At 55.4% G+C, this 22,917-nt stretch carries 18 protein-coding genes and 4 tRNA genes; 14 read left to right on the top strand and 8 right to left on the bottom strand.

Annotated elements, in window-relative coordinates; genetic code table 11:
* Positions 1 to 20 precede the first annotated feature (20 nt).
* Complete coding sequence (locus tag U5A05_RS17490; protein ID WP_261739168.1) at positions 21 to 1,550, top strand: DHA2 family efflux MFS transporter permease subunit; 1,530 nt, start codon at positions 21 to 23, stop codon at positions 1,548 to 1,550.
* Between the two features lie 95 nt (positions 1,551 to 1,645).
* Here the strand turns inward: U5A05_RS17490 and lpxH are convergent, their stop codons facing one another.
* Both lpxH and U5A05_RS17480 read right to left on the bottom strand, forming a co-directional pair.
* Positions 1,646 to 2,383, bottom strand: a complete 738-nt coding sequence (lpxH, locus tag U5A05_RS17485; RefSeq protein ID WP_261739167.1) for a UDP-2,3-diacylglucosamine diphosphatase — start codon at positions 2,381 to 2,383, stop codon at positions 1,646 to 1,648.
* Complete coding sequence (locus U5A05_RS17480) at positions 2,380 to 2,883, bottom strand: peptidylprolyl isomerase (protein ID WP_019823171.1); 504 nt, start codon at positions 2,881 to 2,883, stop codon at positions 2,380 to 2,382. Before U5A05_RS17480 ends, lpxH begins: the two co-directional genes overlap by 4 nt.
* A 278-nt stretch (positions 2,884 to 3,161) precedes the next feature.
* Between U5A05_RS17480 and U5A05_RS17475 the strand changes: the two genes are divergently transcribed.
* Together U5A05_RS17475 and cysS are read left to right on the top strand one after the other, a co-directional pair.
* Positions 3,162 to 4,859, top strand: coding sequence for a glutamine--tRNA ligase/YqeY domain fusion protein (locus tag U5A05_RS17475; protein ID WP_261739166.1), 1,698 nt, complete (start codon positions 3,162 to 3,164; stop codon positions 4,857 to 4,859).
* Between the two features lie 22 nt (positions 4,860 to 4,881).
* The gene (gene cysS, locus U5A05_RS17470; protein WP_261739165.1) at positions 4,882 to 6,264 is read left to right on the top strand and encodes a cysteine--tRNA ligase; all 1,383 of its coding nucleotides are present in this window, start codon (positions 4,882 to 4,884) and stop codon (positions 6,262 to 6,264) included.
* 188 nt (positions 6,265 to 6,452) lie between these two features.
* Here cysS and folD read toward each other — a convergent pair whose 3' ends face one another.
* On the bottom strand, positions 6,453 to 7,307 hold the full coding sequence (folD, locus tag U5A05_RS17465; RefSeq protein ID WP_261739164.1) for a bifunctional methylenetetrahydrofolate dehydrogenase/methenyltetrahydrofolate cyclohydrolase FolD: 855 nt from the start codon (positions 7,305 to 7,307) through the stop codon (positions 6,453 to 6,455).
* A gap of 280 nt (positions 7,308 to 7,587) precedes the next feature.
* Here folD and U5A05_RS17460 point away from each other — a divergent pair.
* From U5A05_RS17460 to U5A05_RS17415, 10 genes are all read left to right on the top strand, one after another.
* Positions 7,588 to 7,664: transfer RNA gene (locus tag U5A05_RS17460), tRNA-Arg, on the top strand.
* A gap of 41 nt (positions 7,665 to 7,705) precedes the next feature.
* Positions 7,706 to 7,781 (top strand) — tRNA-His (locus tag U5A05_RS17455).
* A 56-nt stretch (positions 7,782 to 7,837) separates the two neighbouring features.
* Positions 7,838 to 7,922: transfer RNA gene (locus U5A05_RS17450), tRNA-Leu, on the top strand.
* Between the two features lie 86 nt (positions 7,923 to 8,008).
* Positions 8,009 to 8,084: transfer RNA gene (locus U5A05_RS17445), tRNA-His, on the top strand.
* A 453-nt stretch (positions 8,085 to 8,537) separates the two neighbouring features.
* Positions 8,538 to 9,848 (top strand): trigger factor, encoded by a 1,311-nt coding sequence (tig, locus tag U5A05_RS17440; protein ID WP_321834121.1) that lies wholly within the window; start codon positions 8,538 to 8,540, stop codon positions 9,846 to 9,848.
* 90 nt (positions 9,849 to 9,938) lie between these two features.
* Positions 9,939 to 10,580: an ATP-dependent Clp endopeptidase proteolytic subunit ClpP gene (clpP, locus tag U5A05_RS17435; protein ID WP_016782312.1), complete on the top strand. Its 642-nt coding sequence runs from the start codon at positions 9,939 to 9,941 to the stop codon at positions 10,578 to 10,580.
* A 106-nt stretch (positions 10,581 to 10,686) separates the two neighbouring features.
* Positions 10,687 to 11,970: an ATP-dependent Clp protease ATP-binding subunit ClpX gene (gene clpX / locus U5A05_RS17430; RefSeq protein ID WP_048359633.1), complete on the top strand. Its 1,284-nt coding sequence runs from the start codon at positions 10,687 to 10,689 to the stop codon at positions 11,968 to 11,970.
* Between the two features lie 163 nt (positions 11,971 to 12,133).
* On the top strand, positions 12,134 to 14,530 hold the full coding sequence (lon, locus tag U5A05_RS17425) for an endopeptidase La (RefSeq protein ID WP_261739162.1): 2,397 nt from the start codon (positions 12,134 to 12,136) through the stop codon (positions 14,528 to 14,530).
* Positions 14,531 to 14,678: 148 nt separating this feature from the next.
* A complete protein-coding gene (locus U5A05_RS17420) occupies positions 14,679 to 14,951 on the top strand; it encodes an HU family DNA-binding protein (protein ID WP_016782315.1) in 273 nt (90 codons plus the stop codon).
* Positions 14,952 to 15,180: 229 nt separating this feature from the next.
* Complete coding sequence (locus U5A05_RS17415; protein ID WP_261739161.1) at positions 15,181 to 17,052, top strand: SurA N-terminal domain-containing protein; 1,872 nt, start codon at positions 15,181 to 15,183, stop codon at positions 17,050 to 17,052.
* Positions 17,053 to 17,114: 62 nt separating this feature from the next.
* Here U5A05_RS17415 and U5A05_RS17410 read toward each other — a convergent pair whose 3' ends face one another.
* Positions 17,115 to 17,465: an antibiotic biosynthesis monooxygenase family protein gene (locus tag U5A05_RS17410; protein ID WP_261739160.1), complete on the bottom strand. Its 351-nt coding sequence runs from the start codon at positions 17,463 to 17,465 to the stop codon at positions 17,115 to 17,117.
* Positions 17,462 to 18,622: a cytochrome P450 gene (locus tag U5A05_RS17405; protein ID WP_321834114.1), complete on the bottom strand. Its 1,161-nt coding sequence runs from the start codon at positions 18,620 to 18,622 to the stop codon at positions 17,462 to 17,464. Before U5A05_RS17405 ends, U5A05_RS17410 begins: the two co-directional genes overlap by 4 nt.
* 74 nt (positions 18,623 to 18,696) lie before the next feature.
* Here U5A05_RS17405 and U5A05_RS17400 point away from each other — a divergent pair, with 74 nt between their 5' ends.
* Complete coding sequence (locus tag U5A05_RS17400; protein ID WP_261739158.1) at positions 18,697 to 19,395, top strand: ArsR/SmtB family transcription factor; 699 nt, start codon at positions 18,697 to 18,699, stop codon at positions 19,393 to 19,395.
* A 76-nt stretch (positions 19,396 to 19,471) separates the two neighbouring features.
* Here the strand turns inward: U5A05_RS17400 and fabI are convergent, their stop codons facing one another.
* The 3 genes from fabI to U5A05_RS17385 are packed head-to-tail and all read right to left on the bottom strand — an operon-like array spanning position 19,472 to position 22,917.
* Entirely contained in the window at positions 19,472 to 20,266 is a 795-nt protein-coding gene (gene fabI, locus U5A05_RS17395) for an enoyl-ACP reductase FabI (protein ID WP_016782317.1), read from the bottom strand.
* Between the two features lie 19 nt (positions 20,267 to 20,285).
* Complete coding sequence (locus U5A05_RS17390) at positions 20,286 to 21,896, bottom strand: ABC transporter ATP-binding protein (RefSeq protein ID WP_321834105.1); 1,611 nt, start codon at positions 21,894 to 21,896, stop codon at positions 20,286 to 20,288.
* A gap of 1 nt (position 21,897) precedes the next feature.
* Entirely contained in the window at positions 21,898 to 22,917 is a 1,020-nt protein-coding gene (locus tag U5A05_RS17385; protein WP_261739156.1) for an ABC transporter permease, read from the bottom strand.

The raw sequence follows: 22,917 nt of genomic DNA, 5'->3' as shown, positions 1-22,917 counted from the left end.
CCGGTTTTAAAGGATTTGCGATGAGTACAAACGCGTCTTTTTCTCCTCCCAGCCTGGTAATGGCCACCATCGGATTGTCGCTGGCGACCTTTATGCAGGTGCTCGACACCACCATCGCCAACGTCGCCTTGCCCACCATCTCCGGCAACCTTGGGGTGAGTTCGGAGCAGGGTACGTGGGTAATTACCTCATTTGCGGTAAGCAACGCGATTGCCTTGCCACTGACCGGTTGGTTGAGTCGGCGCTTTGGTGAGGTAAAGCTGTTTTTGTGGGCCACGATTCTGTTCGTGCTGGCTTCTTTTTTATGCGGTATTTCGACCTCGATGCCTGAGCTGGTCGGGTTTCGCGTGTTGCAGGGGTTGGTGGCCGGGCCGCTGTACCCCATGACTCAAACCCTGTTGATTGCGGTGTATCCACCTGCGAAACGGGGGATGGCATTGGCATTGCTGGCGATGGTCACGGTGGTTGCGCCCATTGCCGGGCCCATTTTGGGTGGCTGGATCACGGACAGTTACAGTTGGCCGTGGATCTTCTTCATTAATATCCCGATTGGCATATTTGCGGTGATGGTGGTTCGCCAGCAACTGAAGGCGCGCCCGGTGGTAATTACCCGTCAACCGATGGATTACGTGGGGTTGATTACTCTGATTATCGGGGTTGGTGCGTTGCAGATTGTGCTCGACAAGGGCAATGATCTGGACTGGTTCGAGTCCAACTTTATCCTGCTGGGCACCGCATTATCGGTAGTGGCGCTGGCGGCATTTATCATTTGGGAAATGACGGACAAGCATCCGATCGTCAACTTGCGTCTGTTTGCCCATCGCAACTTTCGCATCGGCACCATTGTGCTGGTGCTGGGTTATGCCGGGTTCTTCGGTATCAACCTGATTTTGCCGCAATGGTTGCAGACGCAGATGGGCTATACCGCCACCTGGGCTGGCCTGGCAGTGGCGCCAATCGGGATTTTGCCGGTGTTGATGTCGCCATTTGTGGGCAAGTACGCGAATAAATTCGACTTGCGCCTGTTGGCTGGGCTGGCGTTCTTGGCCATTGGCCTGAGCTGCTTTATGCGCGCCGATTTCACCAATCAGGTGGACTTCCAGCACATTGCGCTGGTGCAGCTGTTTATGGGGATTGGTGTGGCGCTGTTCTTTATGCCGACCTTGACCATATTGATGTCGGATTTGCCGCCGCATCAGATTGCCGATGGTGCAGGGTTGGCGACGTTCCTGCGTACTCTGGGGGGCAGCTTTGCGGCTTCGCTGACCACCTGGATCTGGATTCGCAGGGCAGATCAGCATCACGCCTATATGAGTGAAAGCATCAGCGCCTATGACCCGGTAACCCGGCATACCCTGGAAAGTCTGGGTGGGGCCAGCACACCGGCTTACGCCCAGATGGATCAGATTCTGACGAGTCAGGCGTATATGTTCTCCACCGTGGACTACTTCACCATGATGGGTTGGTTGTTTATGGGCTTGATTTTGCTGGTATGGCTGGCCAAGCCACCGTTTGCAGCGAAGGCGGGGCCGGCGACCAGCGGGCATTAAAGCTGGAGCCCTGCAAACCCCTTGTGGGAGCGAACCTGCTCGCGAAAGTATCTGACTGCGCCGATACCTTCGCGAGCAGGCTTGCTCCCACAGCTTTACTGTGAGGCGGGCTGCAAGAAATCAAACGGCTCAAGTCGCATGCCGTGCTCATCCACTTGCAGCACCCAACCTTGACGGTCCCAGTCACCCAGAACAATACGCTTGGCGGCGAGTTCGCCGATTTGCAATTTGTGGATTGCCGGGCGATGGGTATGACCGTGAATCAGGGTGTGTACGCCAAAGTGCGCCATGATCCGGGGAACTTCCTCGGGGGTCACGTCAACGATGTCATTGGCTTTCATGCGGGTCTGGGCACGGCTTTCGCTGCGCAGCTTGCGCGCCAGTTTGTGGCGAGTGCTCAGGGGCAGGTGGCGCAGAACCCATAAGGTGATGGGGTTGCGCAGGTAGCGTCGCAGGCGCATGTAGGCTTCATCGCGGGTGCACAGGCTGTCGCCATGCATCAGCAATACCGGCTCACCATAGAAGTCGACAACGCTAGGGTCTTTGATCAGGGTGCAGCCAGCCGCTTTACAAAAGGCCTGGCCAAGCAAAAAGTCGCGGTTACCGTGCATCAGAAAAATCTTCGTGCCGGTTTCGCTGAGTGTTCGCAACGCTTCGCAGATCGAGCGTTGGTAGGGTGTCATCGCATCGTCGCCAATCCAGGCTTCGAAAAAATCACCCAGAATGTATAGCGCCTGAGCCGAGCGCGCGCGCCCGGTCAGGAAATCCAGAAACGCCCGGGTTATGTCCGGGCGCTCCTCTTCCAGATGCAAATCTGAAATCAGCAGTATCACTCAATGATCTCTGCTTTCTCGACGATCACGTCTTCTTTAGGCACGTCTTGATGACCGGCTTTGGAAGTAGTGGCAACGCCTTTGATTTTGTCTACCACGTCCTGGCCTTCAACGACTTTACCGAACACGGCGTAGCCCCAGCCCTGAGCGGTTTTGCCGCTGTGGTTGAGGAAGCTGTTGTCAGCCACGTTGATGAAGAACTGGGCGGAAGCCGAATGCGGCTCCATGGTGCGAGCCATGGCCACGGTGTACTTCTCGTTTGGCAGGCCGTTGTCAGCTTCGTTCTGGATGCTTGGGCGCTTGTCTTTCTTTTCTTTCATGCCTGGCTCGAAACCGCCGCCCTGGACCATGAAATTGCCGATTACACGGTGGAAAACAGTGTTTTCGTAGTGGCCGGCTTTTACGTATTCGATGAAGTTAGCAACGGTGATCGGTGCTTTTTCAGCGTTCAGCTCGATCACGATGTCGCCGTGGTTGGTGCTCAGTTTTACTTTGGTCATGGTCGTTATCGCTCTATCAGAGAATTCGTCGGGCTTGGGGGCGGGGTGAACACACCTCAATCCCCCAGGCTGGCTGGGTAGATACAGCCGCGGGCGGAGTTTAGCGTGCTCGCACGGCATTTCGATGGTGTTTTTCCCATATGGGGACTAAAAGCCGGCATTTCAATCGGTTTGATTGAGTACCTGCTCTGTCAGGGACTTGACGGCATCGGCTATGATAGGCGCTTTGATTTAGTCGGCCGACCCAGGCCGCGCACCCTGTTACGTTCAAGGATCCTATGAGCAAGCCCACTGTCGACCCCACTCTGAATCCAAAAGCTGGCCCTGCTGTCCCGGCTAACTTCCTGCGTCCAATCGTTCAGGCGGACCTAGACTCGGGTAAATGCACACAGATCGTGACCCGCTTCCCGCCGGAGCCCAATGGCTATCTGCACATCGGTCATGCCAAATCCATTTGTGTGAACTTTGGGCTGGCTCAGGAGTTCGGTGGCGTTACGCATTTGCGTTTTGACGACACCAACCCGGCTAAAGAAGACCAGGAATACATCGACGCGATCGAAAGCGACGTGAAATGGCTGGGCTTCGAGTGGTCTGGCGAAGTGCGCTACGCCTCGCAATATTTCGACCAGTTGCACGCGTGGGCGATTTACCTGATTAAAGAAGGTAAGGCCTACGTCTGCGACCTATCGCCTGAGCAAGCCAAGGAATACCGCGGCACTCTGACCGAGCCTGGCAAGAACAGCCCGTTCCGCGACCGTAGCGTCGAAGAGAACCTGGATCTGTTCGCCCGCATGACGGCTGGTGAGTTCGAGGACGGCAAGTGCGTACTGCGCGCCAAGATCGATATGGCATCGCCGAACATGAACCTGCGTGACCCGATCATGTACCGCATTCGTCATGCCCATCACCACCAGACCGGCGACAAATGGTGCATCTATCCGAACTATGACTTCACTCATGGTCAGTCGGATGCGATCGAAGGTATTACTCATTCGATCTGCACCCTGGAATTCGAAAGCCATCGCCCGCTGTACGAATGGTTCCTCGACAGCCTGCCAGTGCCAGCGCACCCGCGTCAGTACGAATTCAGCCGTCTGAACCTGAACTACACCATCACCAGCAAGCGCAAGCTCAAGCAACTGGTTGATGAAAAGCACGTCAATGGCTGGGATGACCCGCGCATGTCCACGCTGTCGGGTTTCCGTCGTCGTGGCTACACGCCAAAATCGATCCGCAACTTCTGCGACATGGTCGGCACCAACCGTTCCGACGGCGTGGTTGACTTCGGCATGCTGGAATTCAGCATCCGTGACGATCTGGACCACAGCGCGCCGCGCGCCATGTGCGTACTGCGCCCGTTGAAAGTCATCATCACCAACTACCCGGAAGGTCAGGTCGAGAATCTTGAGCTGCCTTGCCATCCGAAAGAAGACATGGGTGTGCGCGTACTGCCATTCGCCCGTGAGATCTACATTGATCGCGACGATTTCATGGAAGAACCGCCAAAAGGCTACAAGCGCCTTGAGCCTGCGGGCGAAGTGCGTTTGCGCGGCAGCTATGTGATCCGTGCCGACGAAGCAATCAAGGACGCCGATGGCAACATCGTCGAACTGCATTGCTCGTACGACCCTGAGACCCTGGGCAAAAACCCTGAAGGTCGCAAGGTCAAAGGTGTGGTGCATTGGGTGCCAGCGGCTGCCAGTGTCGAGTGTGAAGTGCGTTTGTATGATCGTCTGTTCCGTTCGCCGAACCCTGAAAAGGCCGAAGACGGCGCGGGCTTCCTGGAAAACATCAACCCTGACTCGCTGCAGGTGCTTACCGGTTGTCGTGCTGAACCCTCGCTGGGTAATGCACAGCCGGAAGACCGTTTCCAGTTCGAGCGCGAAGGCTACTTCTGCGCGGATATCAAGGACTCGAAACCCGGTCACCCGGTATTCAACCGTACCGTGACCCTGCGTGATTCGTGGGGCCAGTGATCAAGTTTTGAAGGAATAAGCCGTGCTTACGATCTACAACACGCTCACCAAGAGCAAAGAAGTTTTCAAGCCGCTGGACGGCAACAATGTGCGCATGTATGTGTGCGGCATGACCGTGTACGACTACTGCCACATTGGTCATGGTCGTAGCATGATCGCCTTCGATCTGGTGACCCGCTGGTTGCGTTTCAGCGGCTACAACCTGACCTATGTGCGCAACATCACGGACATTGAAGACAAGATCATCAATCGTGCCCGCGAAAACGGTGAGCCTTTTGAGGTGCTGACCGAGCGCATGATCGCGGCGATGCATGAAGATGAGGCGCGGCTCAATATCCTCAAGCCGGATATGGAGCCGCGTGCCACGGATCATATTCCTGGCATGCACGCGATGATCCAGACCTTGATCGACAAGGGCTACGCCTATGCCCCGGGCAATGGTGACGTGTATTACCGCGTCGCCAAGTTCATGGGCTACGGCAAGCTGTCGCGTAAAAAGATCGAAGATTTGCGCATCGGTGCCCGCATCGAAGTCGATGAGGCCAAGAACGATCCTCTGGACTTCGTGCTCTGGAAGGGCGTCAAGCCGGGCGAGCCGAGCTGGGAATCGCCGTGGGGTCCGGGTCGTCCGGGCTGGCATATCGAGTGCTCGGTGATGTCCACCTGCTGCTTGGGTGAGACCTTCGATATTCATGGCGGCGGCAGCGATCTTGAGTTTCCGCACCATGAAAACGAAATCGCCCAGAGCGAGGCGGCAACGGGTAAAACCTACGCCAATGCCTGGATGCACTGCGGGATGATTCGCATCAATGGCGAGAAGATGTCCAAGTCCTTGAACAACTTCTTCACCATTCGTGACGTTCTGGAGAAATATCACCCGGAAGTGGTGCGTTATCTGTTGGTGTCGAGCCACTACCGTAGCTCGATCAACTACTCGGAAGATAATCTCAAGGATGCGAAAGCGGCCCTTGATCGCTTCTATAACGCACTTAAAGGGTTGCCGAAGGTTGCTCCGGCCGGTGGTGAGGCGTTTGTTGAGCGTTTCACCCAGGTGATGAACGACGACTTCGGTACGCCGGAAGCTTGTGCGGTGCTGTTCGAGATGGTTCGCGAGATCAACCGTTTGCGCGAAACTGATCTGCAAGCGGCCGCCGGTTTGGCTGCGCGCCTCAAGCAATTGGCGGATGTGCTGGGTGTATTGCAGCTCGAAGCCGACGATTTCTTGCAGGCAGGTGCTGCAGGCAAGATCGATGCGGCCCAGGTAGATGCCTTGATCGAAGCGCGTTTGGCTGCCCGTGCCGGTAAGGACTGGGCTGAGTCGGATCGTATACGCGATCAGCTGGCTGCGATGGGTGTGGTGCTGGAAGACGGTAAAGGCGGGACAACCTGGCGCTTGGCTGACTAGGTTGCACGTTGTGTGAACAAGAGCCCGTACAGGGTTTAATGCTGGTGATGTTGTGGGAGCGAGCCTGCTTGCTCCCACAGTTGAAGTCATCGCATTGCGCTCTGTGCGGGCTTTTGTTTGCCTGCCTTTTACCGGCACCCACAAAAACGGCACCCGAAGGTGCCGTTTTTGTATGCGCGGATCAACACTCAGTCGTGCAGTGTTTCAGCCGCGTACAGAGTATTTTCCAGCAGGCAGGCACGGGTCATCGGGCCAACGCCGCCCGGAACCGGGGTGATCCAGCCCGCGCGGGGCAGGGCGGTCTCGTAAACCACGTCACCCACCAGCTTGCCATCGGCCTGACGGTTGATGCCAACGTCGATCACGATGGCGCCTTCCTTGATCCACTCGCCTTTAACCAGGCCCGGCTTGCCGGCAGCAACCACGACCAGATCGGCGCGGCCAACGTGGCCGGCCAGGTCCTTGGTGAAGCGGTGGGTCACGGTCACGGTGCAGCCTGCCAGCAGCAACTCCATGGCCATCGGACGGCCAACGATGTTGGATGCGCCGACAATCACAGCGTCCATCCCGTACAGGTCCTGACCTGTGCTTTCCAGCAGGGTCATGATGCCTTTAGGGGTGCACGGACGCAGCAGCGGGATACGCTGGGCCAGGCGGCCGACGTTGTAGGGGTGGAAACCGTCGACATCTTTGTCCGGGCGAATGCGTTCCAGCAGCCTGGATGCATCCAGATGGGCTGGCAGAGGCAGTTGCAGCAGGATGCCGTCGATGTTCGCGTCGTCATTAAGACGGTCGATCAGATCGGTCAGCTCTTGCTGGGCAGTGTCAGAAGGCAGGTCATAGGCTTGGGAAATAAAGCCTACCTCTTCGCAGTCTTTACGCTTGTGCGAAACATAAACCTGGGAAGCAGGATCGCTGCCGACCAGAATCACTGCCAGACCAGGGGTTCGCAGGCCTTGCTCGTGACGCTCGGCGACACGTTTGGCAATCTGCTGGCGCAGGCTGGCGGCGATCGCTTTGCCGTCGATTAGTTGTGCAGTCATTACGCGTGATTAACCATCGTAAAGGGTGGAAAAAGGACGTGCATTCTCGCATGCCGCGACGCGAGGGCAAAGGCGCTTGGTCTGCTTATTCCCCTAACTCCTTTATATTTCTAAACTTTTTTCAAAAAAGAGTTGACGACTTTAGGGCTCACCTATAACATTCGTCGCACTTGTCGGGCACAGCCTAGCACTGGTTAAGAAGGTAGAGCGAAGTTGTTGTTCAGCTTGGTGATACTGAAAGCACTTGGTTTGTAGTCGTCACAGAGTACAAATTATTAAGGCGCCCGTAGCTCAGCTGGATAGAGCATCCGCCTTCTAAGCGGATGGTCGCAGGTTCGAGTCCTGCCGGGTGCGCCATTAGGCAGCTTTGGCACAAGTAAAGCAGTACAGGCAATATGGTGGGCGTAGCTCAGTTGGTAGAGCACGGGATTGTGACTCCCGTTGTCGAGGGTTCGATCCCCTTCGTCCACCCCATATTTAGAAAGCCGCCAGATTAATCGTCTGGCGTCTTTGCTTCAGAAGTTTGAAATGCGGATGTGGTGGAATTGGTAGACACACTGGATTTAGGTTCCAGCGCCGCAAGGTGTGAGAGTTCGAGTCTCTCCGTCCGCACCAAATTTGAACAAAGCCGCTGTAGCGGCTTTTTTCTTTTGTTTTAGCTGCTTGTTTCGTGAAACAGGCAGGGTTGTAAACGCGCTATGGTGGGCGTAGCTCAGTTGGTAGAGCACGGGATTGTGACTCCCGTTGTCGAGGGTTCGATCCCCTTCGTCCACCCCATATTTAAAGAAAACGCCAGATTAACCATCTGGCGTTTTTTTGTATCTGCAGTTTGAGAAACTGACGTAAGGGTGTCGCGCAGCGCCTCATTTCCCGCATGCTTAGCGTCCACTGCGATTTGTGTGACAATGCGCGCAGATTGGGGCGGCTCCAAAGGTGCCCGTGATCGCCAGTTAATCGGCAAGGGCTGTGTGCGTCGGTTTTGCGTCCGGCTTTTGCTCAATAATGCGGTTGTCTGCGCAAAGTGTCTTCGGTGATGTATCTGGTTCTGCCCGGTACTCGCTTCTATCTATATAGAAGGCGCAGCAGATGGCTGCTTTTACTTCATTTCTGTCGGCTGTTTTCATGCGTGTTTACGGTAGGGTGACTTCTTGAGTTTGACCCACTAGAATGCATGCCCTTGATTATGGGGTCGGAAACGGCCGGCTAACGTCTGTGCAACGAGGAATATCCATGCAAGTTTCTGTTGAAAATACTTCCGCTCTTGAGCGTCGCATGACCATTGGCGTGCCATCAGAGCGTATTGAGGCTGAAGTCAACAAGCGTCTGCAACAGACTGCCCAAAAGGCCAAGATCCCGGGCTTCCGTCCAGGCAAGGTGCCAATGAGCGTGATCCGTCAGCGTTACGAAGCTGATGCGCGTCAAGAAGCTCTGGGCAATGTGATCCAGGCTTCCTTCTACGAAGCAGTGGTTGAGCAGAAGCTGAACCCGGCTGGCGCTCCTTCTGTTGAGCCTAAAGTCTTCGAAAAAGGCAAGGATCTGGAATACGTTGCTACTTTCGAAGTATTCCCTGAATTCGAAGTAACCGGTCTGGACACTATCGCTATCGAGCGCCTGAGCGCCGAAGTGGCTGATGCTGACCTGGACAAAATGCTGGACGTGCTGCGCAAGCAGAACACCCGTTTTGAAGTGACTGACCGTGCCGCCCAGAACGATGATCAACTGAACATCGATTTCGTTGGCAAGGTTGACGGCGAAGTATTCGCTGGTGGTTCGGCCACCGGTACTCAGTTGGTTCTGGGTTCGGGCCGCATGATTCCTGGCTTCGAAGAAGGCCTGGTTGGCGCTAAAGCTGGCGAAGAGCGCGTTCTGAGGCTGACTTTCCCTGCTGACTACCAGAACCTGGACCTGGCTGGCAAAGAAGCCGAGTTCACCGTGACTGTGAACACTGTTTCCGAGCCTAAGCTGCCTGAGCTGAACGAAGAGTTCTTCGCTCAGTTCGGTATCAAGGAAACAGGTCTGGAAGGTTTCCGCACCGAAGTTCGCAAGAACATGGAGCGTGAGCTGCGTCAGGCCATCAAGTCCAAGGTCAAGAACCAGGTAATGGACGGTCTGTTGGCTGCCAACCCGATCGAAGTGCCGAAATCGCTGCTGTCCAACGAAGTTGATCGTCTGCGCGTGCAGGCTGTTCAGCAGTTCGGTGGCAACATCAAGCCTGATCAACTGCCGGCCGAGCTGTTCGAAGAACAAGCCAGCCGTCGCGTAGTACTGGGTCTGATCGTGGCTGAAGTAGTCAAGCAGTTCGACCTCAAGCCTGACGAAGATCGCGTTCGCGAAATGATTCAGGAAATGGCTTCCGCTTACCAGGAGCCAGAGCAGGTTGTAGCTTGGTACTACAAAAATGACGCTCAATTGAACGAGGTTCGTTCGGTTGTGCTGGAAGAGCAAGTTGTGGATACTGTTCTGCAGAAGGCCAAGGTGACCGATAAAGCGGTCTCTTACGAAGAAGCTGTCAAGCCGGTGGAAGCTCCACAAGCCGACTGATTTCTGACTCGTTAGAAAACACAACCATAAGCCAGCCTCGAGCTGGCTTATGCGTATCCAGACATGACTATTTGGGAGTGACTGCCGGACATGTCCCGCAATTCTTATATTCAGCAGAACTCTGATATCCACGCCGCTGGCGGCCTGGTCCCGATGGTTGTCGAGCAGTCGGCCCGTGGCGAGCGCGCCTATGACATCTATTCGCGCCTCCTGAAGGAGCGAATCATCTTCCTGGTCGGCCCTGTAGAAGACTACATGGCCAACCTGGTTGCGGCGCAGCTGCTATTCCTTGAAGCCGAGAACCCGGACAAGGACATCCATCTTTACATCAACTCCCCAGGCGGTTCGGTGACTGCAGGCATGTCGATCTACGACACCATGCAATTCATCAAGCCAGACGTGTCGACCATCTGTATCGGTCAGGCTTGCAGCATGGGCGCCTTCCTGTTGGCCGGTGGCGCACCGGGCAAGCGTCACTGCCTGCCTAACTCGCGCATGATGATTCACCAGCCGCTGGGCGGTTTCCAGGGGCAGGCGTCGGATATCGACATCCATGCCAAGGAAATTCTCAACATCCGTCATCGTTTGAACTCGCTGCTGGCTCACCACACGGGCCAGACTCTCGAAACCATCGAGCGTGACACTGAGCGTGACAACTTCATGAGCGCCGAGCGTGCAACCGAATACGGTTTGATCGACTCTGTGTTCAGCAAGCGTCAAATGCCCGCTTAAGCAGCTCAAATGTGGGTGGTTGGGTTAACCGACCACCTGCGGGCTTGAAAAAGCCCGCAGTTGCCTTCATCTTGTGTTGCAAGCCTATCGGATTTGGATCGATCGAATGACTGACACCCGCAACGGCGAGGACAACGGCAAATTGCTCTATTGCTCCTTCTGTGGCAAAAGCCAGCATGAAGTGCGCAAATTGATTGCCGGCCCCTCGGTCTTTATCTGCGACGAATGCGTCGACCTGTGCAATGACATCATCCGTGAGGAGGTGCAGGAAGCCCAGGCCGAGAGCAGCGCGCATAAATTACCTTCGCCAAAAGAAATCAGCGGCATCCTTGATCAATACGTCATTGGTCAGGAACGTGCCAAAAAGGTTTTGGCTGTAGCGGTGTACAACCACTACAAGCGCCTTAACCAGCGTGACAAGAAAAACGACGACGTCGAACTCGGCAAGAGCAACATTCTGCTGATCGGCCCGACCGGCTCGGGTAAAACCTTGCTGGCAGAAACCTTGGCTCGCCTGCTGAATGTGCCTTTCACCATTGCTGACGCAACCACGCTGACTGAAGCCGGTTACGTGGGCGAAGATGTTGAAAACATCATTCAGAAGCTGCTTCAGAAATGCGATTACGACGTAGAGAAAGCCCAGATGGGTATTGTCTACATCGATGAAATCGACAAGATTTCGCGCAAATCCGACAACCCTTCGATTACCCGTGATGTTTCGGGTGAGGGTGTGCAGCAGGCATTGCTCAAACTGATTGAAGGCACCGTGGCTTCCGTACCACCTCAAGGTGGTCGCAAGCACCCGCAGCAGGAATTTTTGCAGGTTGATACCCGCAACATCCTGTTTATCTGTGGTGGCGCGTTCTCGGGTCTGGAGAAGGTTGTACAGGCTCGTTCGACTCGTGGCGGCATCGGCTTCAGTGCTGAAGTGCGCAGCAAGGAAGAGGGCAAGAAGGTTGGCGAATCCCTGCGTGAAGTCGAACCTGACGATTTGGTCAAGTTTGGTCTGATCCCGGAATTCGTGGGTCGTCTACCTGTTTTGGCGACGCTCGATGAGTTGGACGAAGCTGCATTGATGCAGATTCTGACCGAGCCAAAGAATGCGTTGACCAAGCAGTACGGCAAGTTGTTCGAGATGGAAGGTGTTGATCTCGAGTTCCGTGCTGATGCCTTGAAAGCCATCGCCAAGCGTGCGCTCGAGCGCAAGACTGGCGCCCGTGGCCTGCGTTCGATTCTTGAAGGCGTTCTGCTCGACACCATGTATGAAATCCCCTCGCAATCCGAGGTGAGTAAAGTGGTGATCGACGAAAGCGTTATAGAAGGCAAGTCCAAGCCGTTGTTGATTTATGAAAACAACGAACCGACTGCCAAGGTAGCACCTGACGCGTAAATGTAGTGCTGGGCACTACACATTGCGTGTTAAAGAAGGGGCCTTCGGGCCCCTTTGCTTTTCCTGCGGTACAACGCTTGTTTTTTATCGAGACTGCCCCCATCTTGGCTTCAAGCTTACATCCATCTGATTACGGCCTTATGGCCGCCGTAGAGGCGAAATCATGAAGACAACCATCGAATTGCCTCTCCTGCCATTGCGCGATGTTGTGGTTTATCCGCACATGGTGATCCCACTGTTCGTGGGACGCGAGAAATCAATCGAGGCCCTTGAGGCTGCGATGACGGGCGACAAGCAGATTTTGCTGCTGGCTCAAAAGAACCCGGCCGACGATGATCCGGGCGAAGATGCGCTCTATCGCGTAGGTACAATTGCAACCGTCCTGCAACTGCTCAAGCTCCCGGATGGCACAGTTAAAGTGCTGGTCGAAGGCGAGCAGCGTGGCGCTGTTGAGCATTTTGGCCAGGCTGATGGCTATCTGAGTGCTGAAGTATCCTTGATTGACGAAGTGGCTGCCCCGGATCGCGAGTCCGAGGTCTTTGTTCGCAGTCTGCTTTCGCAGTTCGAACAATATGTGCAGCTAGGCAAAAAGGTCCCGGCCGAAGTTCTTTCATCGCTTAACAGCATTGATGAACCAAGCCGTCTGGTCGATACGATGGCTGCCCATATGGCGCTCAAGATCGAACAGAAGCAGGAAATTCTTGAAATCATCGACTTGCAAGCTCGGGTTGAGCACGTCTTGGCGCTGCTGGATGCCGAGATTGATCTGCTGCAAGTTGAAAAGCGTATCCGTGGTCGTGTCAAAAAGCAGATGGAGCGCAGCCAGCGCGAGTACTACCTGAATGAGCAAATGAAAGCCATTCAGAAAGAGCTGGGTGATGGTGACGAAGGTCACAATGAAATCGAAGAGCTGAAAAAGCGCATTGACGCTGCGGGCTTGCCTAAAGACGCAATGACCAAGGCTTTGGCCGAGCTGAACAAGCTCAAGCAAATGTCGCCAATGTCAGCAGAAGCCACCGTGGTGCGCTCCTACATTGACTGGCTGGTGCAGGTGCCGTGGAAGGCTCAGAGCAAGGTGCGTCTGGACCTGAAGCGCGCAGAAGACATTCTGGACGCAGACCACTACGGTCTGGACGAAGTTAAAGAGCGGATTCTCGAATACCTCGCGGTGCAAAAGCGCGTGAAGAAAATTCGTGGCCCGGTTCTATGTCTGGTCGGTCCTCCTGGCGTAGGCAAAACCTCGCTTGCCGAGTCCATTGCTCACGCGACAAACCGTAAATTCGTGCGCATGGCTTTGGGTGGCGTGCGTGACGAGGCGGAAATTCGTGGTCATCGCCGTACTTATATCGGTTCGATGCCAGGAAGATTGATTCAAAAGATGACAAAGGTTGGGGTTCGCAACCCGCTGTTCCTGCTCGATGAAATCGACAAAATGGGCAGTGATATGCGCGGCGATCCCGCTTCGGCGTTGCTTGAAGTGCTTGACCCTGAGCAAAACCACAATTTTAACGACCATTACCTCGAGGTCGATTACGACCTGTCGGATGTGATGTTCCTGTGTACGTCCAACTCGATGAATATTCCGCCAGCTTTGCTGGACCGGATGGAAGTCATTCGTCTGCCGGGCTACACCGAAGACGAAAAAATCAACATTGCTGTCAAATACCTGGCCCCGAAACAGATTGAAGCCAACGGCTTGAAAAAGGGCGAGTTGGCGTTTGATAACGAAGCTATCCGCGACATTATTCGTTACTACACCCGCGAAGCCGGTGTGCGGGGCCTGGAGCGTCAGATTGCGAAGATCTGCCGCAAGGCAGTCAAAGAGCATGCGATGGAAAAACGCTTCGCGGTGACCGTCACGCCAGAGCTTCTTGAGCACTTCCTGGGTGTAAGAAAATTCAGCTATGGCTTGGCTGAAGTTCAGGATCAAATTGGTCAAGTGACCGGGTTGGCCTGGACTCAGGTCGGTGGCGAATTGTTGACCATTGAAGCGGCAGTTGTTCCCGGCAAGGGCCAGTTGATCAAGACCGGTTCGCTGGGCGATGTGATGGTTGAGTCCATCACGGCTGCGCTGACAGTTGTTCGCAGCCGCGCCAAGAGCCTCGGCATCCCATTGGATTTCCACGAGAAACGTGACATTCACATCCACATGCCAGAGGGCGCTACGCCTAAAGATGGCCCAAGTGCGGGTGTGGGCATGTGTACCGCTCTGGTCTCTGCGTTGACCCTGATACCGGTGCGTGCCGATGTTGCCATGACCGGTGAAATAACCCTTCGTGGTCAAGTATTGGCCATTGGCGGTTTGAAGGAAAAATTACTTGCAGCTCACCGTGGTGGGATCAAGACTGTAATTATTCCGGAAGAAAACGTTCGTGATCTGAAGGAAATTCCTGACAACATCAAACAGGATCTTCAGATTAAACCGGTTAAATGGATTGACGAGGTCCTGCAAATTGCGCTGCAATACGCGCCGGAGCCCTTGCCGGATGTGGCTCCCGAGATTGTTGCCAAGGACGACAAGCGAGAGTCTGACTCTAAGGAAAGAATTAGCACGCATTAATACGGATTCGCCTGATGGGCTTTCTTGACGCTTTTTAGAGCCCTTGTTATAAAGCGGCTCTATAAGTGTCCGTAAGTGCTTCAGCAGTCGTTTTGCTTTTACCAAAAAACTTTAGAAACATACTCAGATAGATATAAGGGGACTTAGAGTGAACAAGTCGGAACTGATTGATGCTATCGCTGCATCTGCTGATATCCCGAAAGCTGCAGCTGGCCGTGCGCTGGACGCAGTAATCGAATCCGTCACTGGCGCTCTTAAGGCTGGCGACTCTGTGGTACTGGTTGGTTTTGGTACTTTTTCTGTAACCGATCGTCCAGCTCGCATTGGTCGTAACCCACAGACCGGTAAAACGCTGGAAATTCCTGCTGCTAAAAAACCAGGCTTCAAAGCCGGTAAAGCACTGAAAGAAGCGGTTAACTAAGTTTCTGTAACACTTTTTACCCAACCGGGTCAGGCGCACGCCAGGCTTGGCAGCGGAGCGGTAGTGCAGTCGGTGGCAACATCGTCGTGTCACGCCGGGGGTCGCGGGTTCGAGCCCGGTCCGCTCCGCCAGTTACGAGAAGGCGCATCCTCGGATGCGCCTTTCTTCTATCCGGACTCTACCCACGCTCCACGGTTGCTCATTATGCAAGACCGTTTCTGGGGGAAGCATGCTGCAAAATATCAGGGACAATTCACAAGGCTGGATTGCCAAGACCATCATCGGAGTCATCGTCGCGTTAATGGCGTTGACCGGTTTCGATGCCATTTTTCAAGCCACCTCTACCAGCCAGGATGCCGCCAAGGTTAACGGTGAAGAAATCACTCAAGTCGAGCTGACTCAGGCTGTCGACATGCAACGTCGTCAGTTGCTGCAGCAGTTGGGCAAGGATTTCGACTCTTCGTTGCTGGATGAGAAAATGCTGCGTGAAGCGGCCCTCAAAGGGTTGATCGATCGCAAGCTGTTGCTGCAAGGCGCTAAAGACGCGAAGTTTTCGTTCTCTGAAGCTGCTCTGGATCAAGTCATTCTGCAGACCCCTGAATTTCAGGAAGACGGCAAATTCAGTTCTGAGCGCTTTGATCAGGTGATTCGTCAGCTGGGTTACGGCCGCCTGCAGTTCCGCGACATGCTGGGCCAGGAAATGCTGATTGGTCAGCTGCGTGCCGGTTTGGCAGGCAGTGGTTTCGTGACCGATGAGCAGGTGAACGCTTTTGCCCGTCTCGAAAAACAAACCCGTGATTTCGCGTCCATGAACATCAAGGCCGACCCGGCTGCGGTGAAATTGAGCGACGACGAAATCAAGGCTTACTACGACGAGCACGCCAAAGAGTTCATGACACCTGATCAAGTTGTGATCGACTACATCGAATTGAAGAAATCTTCTTTCTTTGATCAAGTAGCCGTGAAGGACGATGAACTGCAAGCACAGTACCAAAAGGAAATCGCCAACCTGGCTGAACAACGCCGGGCTGCGCACATCCTGATTGAAGTCAACGACAAGGTCAGCGACGAGCAGGCCAAAGCGAAGATCTCCGAGATTCAGCAGCGTCTGGCCAAGGGTGAAAGCTTCGAGGCACTGGCTAAAGAGTTCTCGCAGGATCCAGGCTCGGCTGCCAATGGCGGTGATCTGGGCTTTGCAGGTCCGGGTGTTTACGATCCTGTGTTCGAAACTGCAGTTTATGCTTTGAAGCAGGATCAGGTTTCGGAGCCGGTGCGTACCAGCTTTGGCTATCACCTGATCAAGCTGCTGGGCGTTGAAGCACCTGAAGTGCCGAGCTTTGCCAGCCTGAAAGACAAGCTGACCCATGATCTGAAAACCCAACAGGTTGAGCGTCGCTTTGTCGATGCGACCAAGCAGTTGGAAGACTCTGCGTTTGAAGCGTCCGATCTGGTTCAACCTGCTCAAGAGCTGAAGCTGACTGTGCACACTTCCGCGCCATTCGGTCGTGAAGGTGGCGAAGGCATTGCAGCCAACCGTGCTGTGATTCAAGCCGCATTCAGCACCGAAGTGATGGATGAAGGTGCGAACAGCACTGCAATCGAACTCGATCCTGAGACCGTAGTCGTGTTGCGCGCCAAGGAGCACCGCAAGCCTGAACAGTTGCCGCTGGAGGCTGTTGCCTCAAGCATTCGCGCGCAACTGGTCAAAGAGCACGCCAGTGCTGCGGCCAAGACTCGGGCTGAAGACATCATCAAAAATCTGCGCGATGGCAAACTGCCGTTGAACAAGCCGGTTGATGGTCAGTCGTGGAAGGTCCAGGAAGCGGTTGCGCGTGGTCAGGAAGGTATTGATCCTGCCGTGCTGCAAGCTGTATTCCGTATGCCCAAGCCAGCATCCAAGGACAAGCCGACATTTGGCAGCGTGACCTTGGCCGATGGCAGTGTTGTCGTACTGCGTTTGAATGGCGTCAACGATGCAGTAGCGCCAACGGAAGAAGAGAAAGCGTCGTATCGCCGCTTCCTCGCTTCGCGTGTTGGTCAGCAGGATTTCTCTGCCTACCGCAAGCAGTTGGAAAACGAAGCCAAGGTCGAGCGTTACTAATCGATCTTGCCGCTTCACTAAAAATGGCCGCTCATTGAGCGGCCATTTTTTATGGGTGCTGATCAGCTATTGCGGTGGGCGTGCTGGCTATCAACCGGCGCCTGGGCTCGCCGTTCGAGGCTGTAATCGCGTACCACATGGGCGATGCGCAAATGATAGTCGTTGAACACTTGCGCCCGTCCTTCGGACTGGGCCATACGGTGCTGCTCCAGCATGCGCCATTTCTGAATAGACTCTTCGTCGCGCCAAAATGACAATGACAGCAGTTTTCCCGGCTCGCTCAGGCTTTGGTAGCGCTCTATGGATATAAAACCCTCCAGCTCTGCAAGCAGCGGTTTAAGCTCGCCAGCCAGATCGAGGTAACGTTGGTAGTGCTGCTCGTGTGGCCAGGCTTCAAAAATCACGGCAATCATTGTTCAGGCTCCAGGTGGTTGCGAAATTGAGGGATTCGGCCATTGAGCGAGGGGAGGTAGCACCAGCGCAGCGGGCGCCTCAGTGATGCGGCCGGTTGTTGCAGGAGTGTAGAAATGGTTTCAGCAACGATCATCAATGCTAATTGCTGGCCCGGGCATTGATGCCTTGCCTGGCTGAAACTGAAACTTCTCCGCTCACCGCGCGTGAGCAAAAAACTGTCGGGCTCGGGGTTCGCGGCGGGGTCTCTGTTGGCCGAAGCGAGCAACAGCAGAACCGTATCCCCCGCGTGTAAAACGCTATCGCCGATGGTGCATTGTCTGGCAACAAAGCGCCGGGTGTTCTGTACCGGTGAGTCGTAGCGCGCAACTTCTGCAACCAGTTTGTTGACCAGTACTGGGGTGCGGGTCATCTCTTCCAGCAGTCCGGGTTGTTGCTGGAGCGCTACCAAGGTATTGCCGATCAAGCCTGCGCACGCTTCGCAGGTCTGCGATAGCAGGCCGATCAAATTGGCAATCAGGGCGTCATGGTCTTGCCAATCACTGGCTTTGAAGGACCGACAAATAGCCGAGAGAAAGTGGCTTCTCTGCTGCCCGTCGCTGAGCAGCACGTTTAGCATGTGGCTTAACCGGGTAGCGGCAATGTCCGCGTTACGCAGTTCAGAGGCATTGCTCAATGGCGAGAGGCAAGCGACAAAATCACGAGTCAACCCTGCGACGGTTTGTAACTGCGTGACCTGGAACCCCATCAAGGTCGCAAGTACTGAAACCGGCAAATTGAACATCAGCCTGTTCAGGCTTTCAGCGCAGTGCTCTGCACGTCCTGTAAGGCTGCCTACGAGCGCCGCGACCTCTTCCTGCGGCACACCCATCAGGGTGGGTTCGATAGCGGCCCTTGGGCGCTGGTGGCGCGATCCTTCGTTCATGCGCATCAGCCTGGAAAATACCCACCCGGCCGAGCCTTGCGCAATGGCTGTCGGAACCGGTTCATGTACGGGCCGTACCCGGCAGTCCGGGTGTTGCAAAATAGCCGCCACCGTCGTTGCCCCGCATGCAACCCACAGGCCCAGAGCGGGATCGAAGTAAAGGTCCTTGTTTTGCCTGAGACCCGAGTAATAAAGGTAAGGGTCGGCGTGCGTGGCTGCCTCAAGGAGTGTCATCAAGAGCGTCCTGTTCAGTAAGAACGGTTAATCTCTCGTACACACGCTGTCTACGATTCGCTCAGGAGCGAAATATGGATGTTTCAGGTCATGACACCGATATCTCTCAGGTTGCGGCGGCTATTGCCGAGCCAGCCAGAACCAGGATGCTCTGTTCGCTGATGGACGGCCACGCGCGGACCAGTACAGAGCTGGCTGTGATTGCCCAGGTGGGAACATCCACGGCCAGTGCGCATCTGGCGCGGCTGAAAGAGGATGGGCTGGTCAAGCTGCATGTACAGGGTCGGCATCGTTACTACAGCCTGGCTGATGACCACGTCGCCCGGGCCATCGAAGCTCTGATGGTCATCAGCAAGATCGCCACGCCCCGGTTTGTACCCACGGCCCCTGATCGTTTGCAGTTTGCCAGAACCTGCTATGACCATATGGCGGGGACGCTGGCGGTTCGCCTGCATGATTTTTTCATCGAGTCTGCCTGGCTGGTCACTGCTGCGTCCGGCGATGGCATGTATCAACTCACGCTGGATGGCGAGAAGGCGCTGACGGGGCTTGGTATCGAGATCGAGACGCTGCGAGCGCAGCGCCGCCGCTTTGCCTGCGGGTGTCTGGACTGGAGCATGCGCCGCCCTCATCTAGCGGGAACGCTGGGTGCAGCCTTCCTGCAAATGTCCATTGCCCGCCAATGGGTGACTCAAGACCTGGATAGCCGGGCGCTTGGGTTGACGCCCAAAGGGCGGAAGGAGCTGGGCAGCCGTTTTGGCATCAGTTTTTGAAATTTCATGCCCAAATGCAAAACGCCCGGTGCAATAAATGCGCCGGGCGTTTTGAGTAGCGGCTACAGCGAAGGATTTACTCTTCGAGGCTGCCCATGGCGGTAGTGTTGAAGCCACCGTCTACGTACATGATTTCGCCGCTGATGCCCGACGCCAGGTCCGAGCACAGGAACGCGCCGGCATTGCCGACTTCGTCGATGGTGACGTTACGACGCAGTGGGGTCTGCGCTTCGTTGGCCGCCAGCATTTTGCGGAAGTTCTTGATGCCCGACGCTGCCAGGGTACGGATCGGGCCTGCCGATACGCAGTTAACGCGCGTGCCTTCAGGACCCAGGCTACCTGCCAGGTAACGAACACCCGCTTCCAGGCTGGCTTTAGCCATGCCCATCACGTTGTAGTTAGGCATGGTGCGCTCGGCGCCCAGGTAGGACAGGGTCAGCAGGCTGCCATTGCGGCCTTTCATCATCGGGCGACCAGCTTTGGCCAGGGCCACGAAGCTGTAGGCGCTGATGTCGTGAGCAATGCGGAAGCCTTCACGGGTGGTAGCGTCAGTGAAGTCGCCGTCCAGCTGGTCGCCAGGGGCGAAGCCTACGGAGTGAACGATACAATCCAGACCGTCCCACTTCTTGCTCAGGTCTTCGAAGACCTTGGCGATTTCTTCATCGCTGGCCACGTCGCAAGGGAAGCACAGCTCAGGGTTCGAGCCCCAGCCTGCGGCGAACTCTTCAACACGACCTTTCAGCTTTTCGTTCTGATAAGTGAAAGCCAGCTCAGCGCCTTCACGGTGCATGGCGGCAGCAATGCCAGAAGCGATGGACAATTTGCTGGCGACACCAACGATCAGTACGCGCTTACCGGTGAGAAAACCCATGTGTTGTTCCTCTATCAGGTTAATCGACAGCCACTGGTGCCAAAAAGGCGGCTTCCAGCAGCTGTTGTGTATATGGATGTTGCGGTGAGGCAAAGATGCTTTGCGCTTCACCCTGTTCGACCACTTGGCCATGCTTGACCACCATCAACTGGTGGCTAAGCGCTTTAACGACAGCCAGGTCATGGCTGATAAACAAATACGTCAGGTTGTGTCTGGTCTGCAGAGACCGCAGCAACTCAACCACCTGCCGTTGTACTGTCCGATCCAACGCTGACGTTGGTTCGTCGAGCAGAATCAATGCCGGTTTTAAAACCAGCGCCCGGGCAATGGCGATTCTTTGCCGTTGTCCGCCTGAAAACTCGTGAGGGTAACGGTGCCGGGTTTCCGGATCCAGACCTACTTCTCGCAAGGCTTCAATAATTGCGATTTCCTGCTCTGCAGCTGTGCCCATGCGATGAATGCGCAAGCCTTCACCGACAATCTCGCTGACGCTCATGCGCGGGCTGAGGCTGCCAAACGGGTCCTGGAAGACCACCTGCATTTCCCGTCGCAGCGGCCTGACTTCTTTCTGCGACAAACAGTCTAGCCGTTTGTCTTCAAAACTGATCAAACCCTTGCTGGCAATCAGCCGTAAAATCGCCAGGCCCAGTGTCGACTTGCCCGATCCACTTTCTCCCACGATACCCAGGGTCTGCCCCTGTGGCAGGCTGAAGTTGATGCCGTCGACCGCTTTCACGTAATCAACGGTCTTGCGCAACAGCCCTTTTTTGATCGGGAACCAGACTTTCAGGTCCTCGACTTCCAGCAATGGCGGGCCGGCAACAGTGTTGGCCGGGCCTCCGCTGGGTTCTGCACTGAGCAGTTCCCGGGTGTAAGGATGCTGTGGCGAACGGAACAGCTGCTCGCACGATGCTTGTTCGACGATTAAACCGCGCTGCATGACACATACTCGATGTGCAATTCTTCGAACCAGGTTCAAATCGTGACTGATCAGTAGCAACGACATGCCCAGGCGGGCTTGCAGATCCTTGAGCAAATCAAGAATTTTCAGCTGCACGGTAACGTCCAGTGCCGTCGTGGGCTCATCGGCAATCAGTAGCTCAGGCTCGTTGGCCAAGGCCATGGCGATCATTACACGCTGCCTCTGGCCGCCTGAAAGCTCGTGTGGCAGGGCCTTGAGGCGTTTGTGAGGTTCTGGGATGCCGACCAGCTCCAGAAGCTCCAGTGTACGTTCTGTCGCTGCCTTGCCCATCAGCCCCTTGTGAATGGCCAGCACTTCATTGATTTGTTTCTCAATGCTGTGCAGCGGGTTCAGCGAGGTCATGGGTTCCTGAAAAATCATCGCAATGCGATTGCCACGGATATGCCGCAGCTTTTTCTCGCTCAGGCTCAGCAAGTCCTGCCCGCAATAGGTAATGCTGCCGCTAGGGTGATGTGCGAGAGGGTAGGGCAGCAGTCGGAGGATCGAATGTGCGGTGACCGATTTGCCCGAGCCGCTTTCGCCGACCAGGGCCAGGGTCTCCCCACGTTTGATATCAAAACTGATGCCTTGCACTGCACGTTGTGATTTTTCACCGGAGATGAACTCGACGGAGAGATCGCGTACTTCGATCAGATTGTCCTGCGTCATCTCATTTCCTCGGGTCGAAGGCATCGCGAGCGGACTCACCGATAAACACCAGCAGGCTGAGCATGATGGCCAGCACTGCAAAGGCACTGATACCCAGCCAGGGAGCTTGCAGGTTGGACTTGCCCTGAGCGACCAGCTCACCCAGTGACGGCGCGCCTGGTGGCAGGCCGAAGCCCAAAAAGTCCAGCGCAGTGAGGGTGCCGATGGCGCCAGTCAGGATGAACGGCATGAAGGTCATGGTGGAGACCATCGCATTGGGCAAAATATGGCGGTACATGATGGCCATGTCCTGCATGCCGAGGGCTCGGGCTGCGCGTACATATTCCAGATTTCTCCCACGCAGGAATTCGGCGCGTACTACGTCCACCAGGCTCATCCATGAGAACAGCAACATGATCCCCAGCAGCCACCAGAAGTTGGGCTGCACGAAGCTGGCAAGAATGATCAGCAGGTACAGCACGGGCAAACCTGACCAGATTTCCAGAAAGCGCTGACCGGCTAGGTCGACCCAGCCGCCATAAAAGCCCTGAAGCGCTCCGGCTATCACGCCAATAATCGAACTTAAAACAGTCAGGGTCAGAGCGAACAGCACGGAAATCCGAAAACCATAAATGACCCGCGCCAGCACATCGCGGCCTTGGTCATCGGTGCCTAGCCAGTTTTCGGCGGAGGGTGGAGCAGGAGCGGGGACTTTCAGGTCGTAGTTAATACTCTGATAGCTGTAAGGGATGGGCGGCCACAGTACCCAGGCGTCCTTCTTGGCCAGCAGTTCACGGATATACGGGCTTTTGTAGTTGGCTTCGAGGGGGAACTCGCCGCCGAAGACTGTTTCCGGGTAACGCTTGAGTGCCGGGAAATACCACTGGCCGTCGTAATCGATCGCCAAGGGTTTGTCGTTGGCAATAAATTCGGCGTTCAGGCTGAGGCCGAACAGCACCAGAAAAATCCACAGTGACCACCAGCCACGCTTGTTGGCTTTGAAACGCGCAAAGCGGCGTCGATTCAGAGGCGATAGTTTCAT

Source organism: Pseudomonas kulmbachensis (assembly GCF_963681935.1).
Lineage (GTDB): Bacteria > Pseudomonadota > Gammaproteobacteria > Pseudomonadales > Pseudomonadaceae > Aquipseudomonas > Aquipseudomonas kulmbachensis.
The sequence above is the reverse complement of the archived record's forward strand: the minus strand, read 5'-3'. Positions and strand labels throughout refer to the sequence as shown.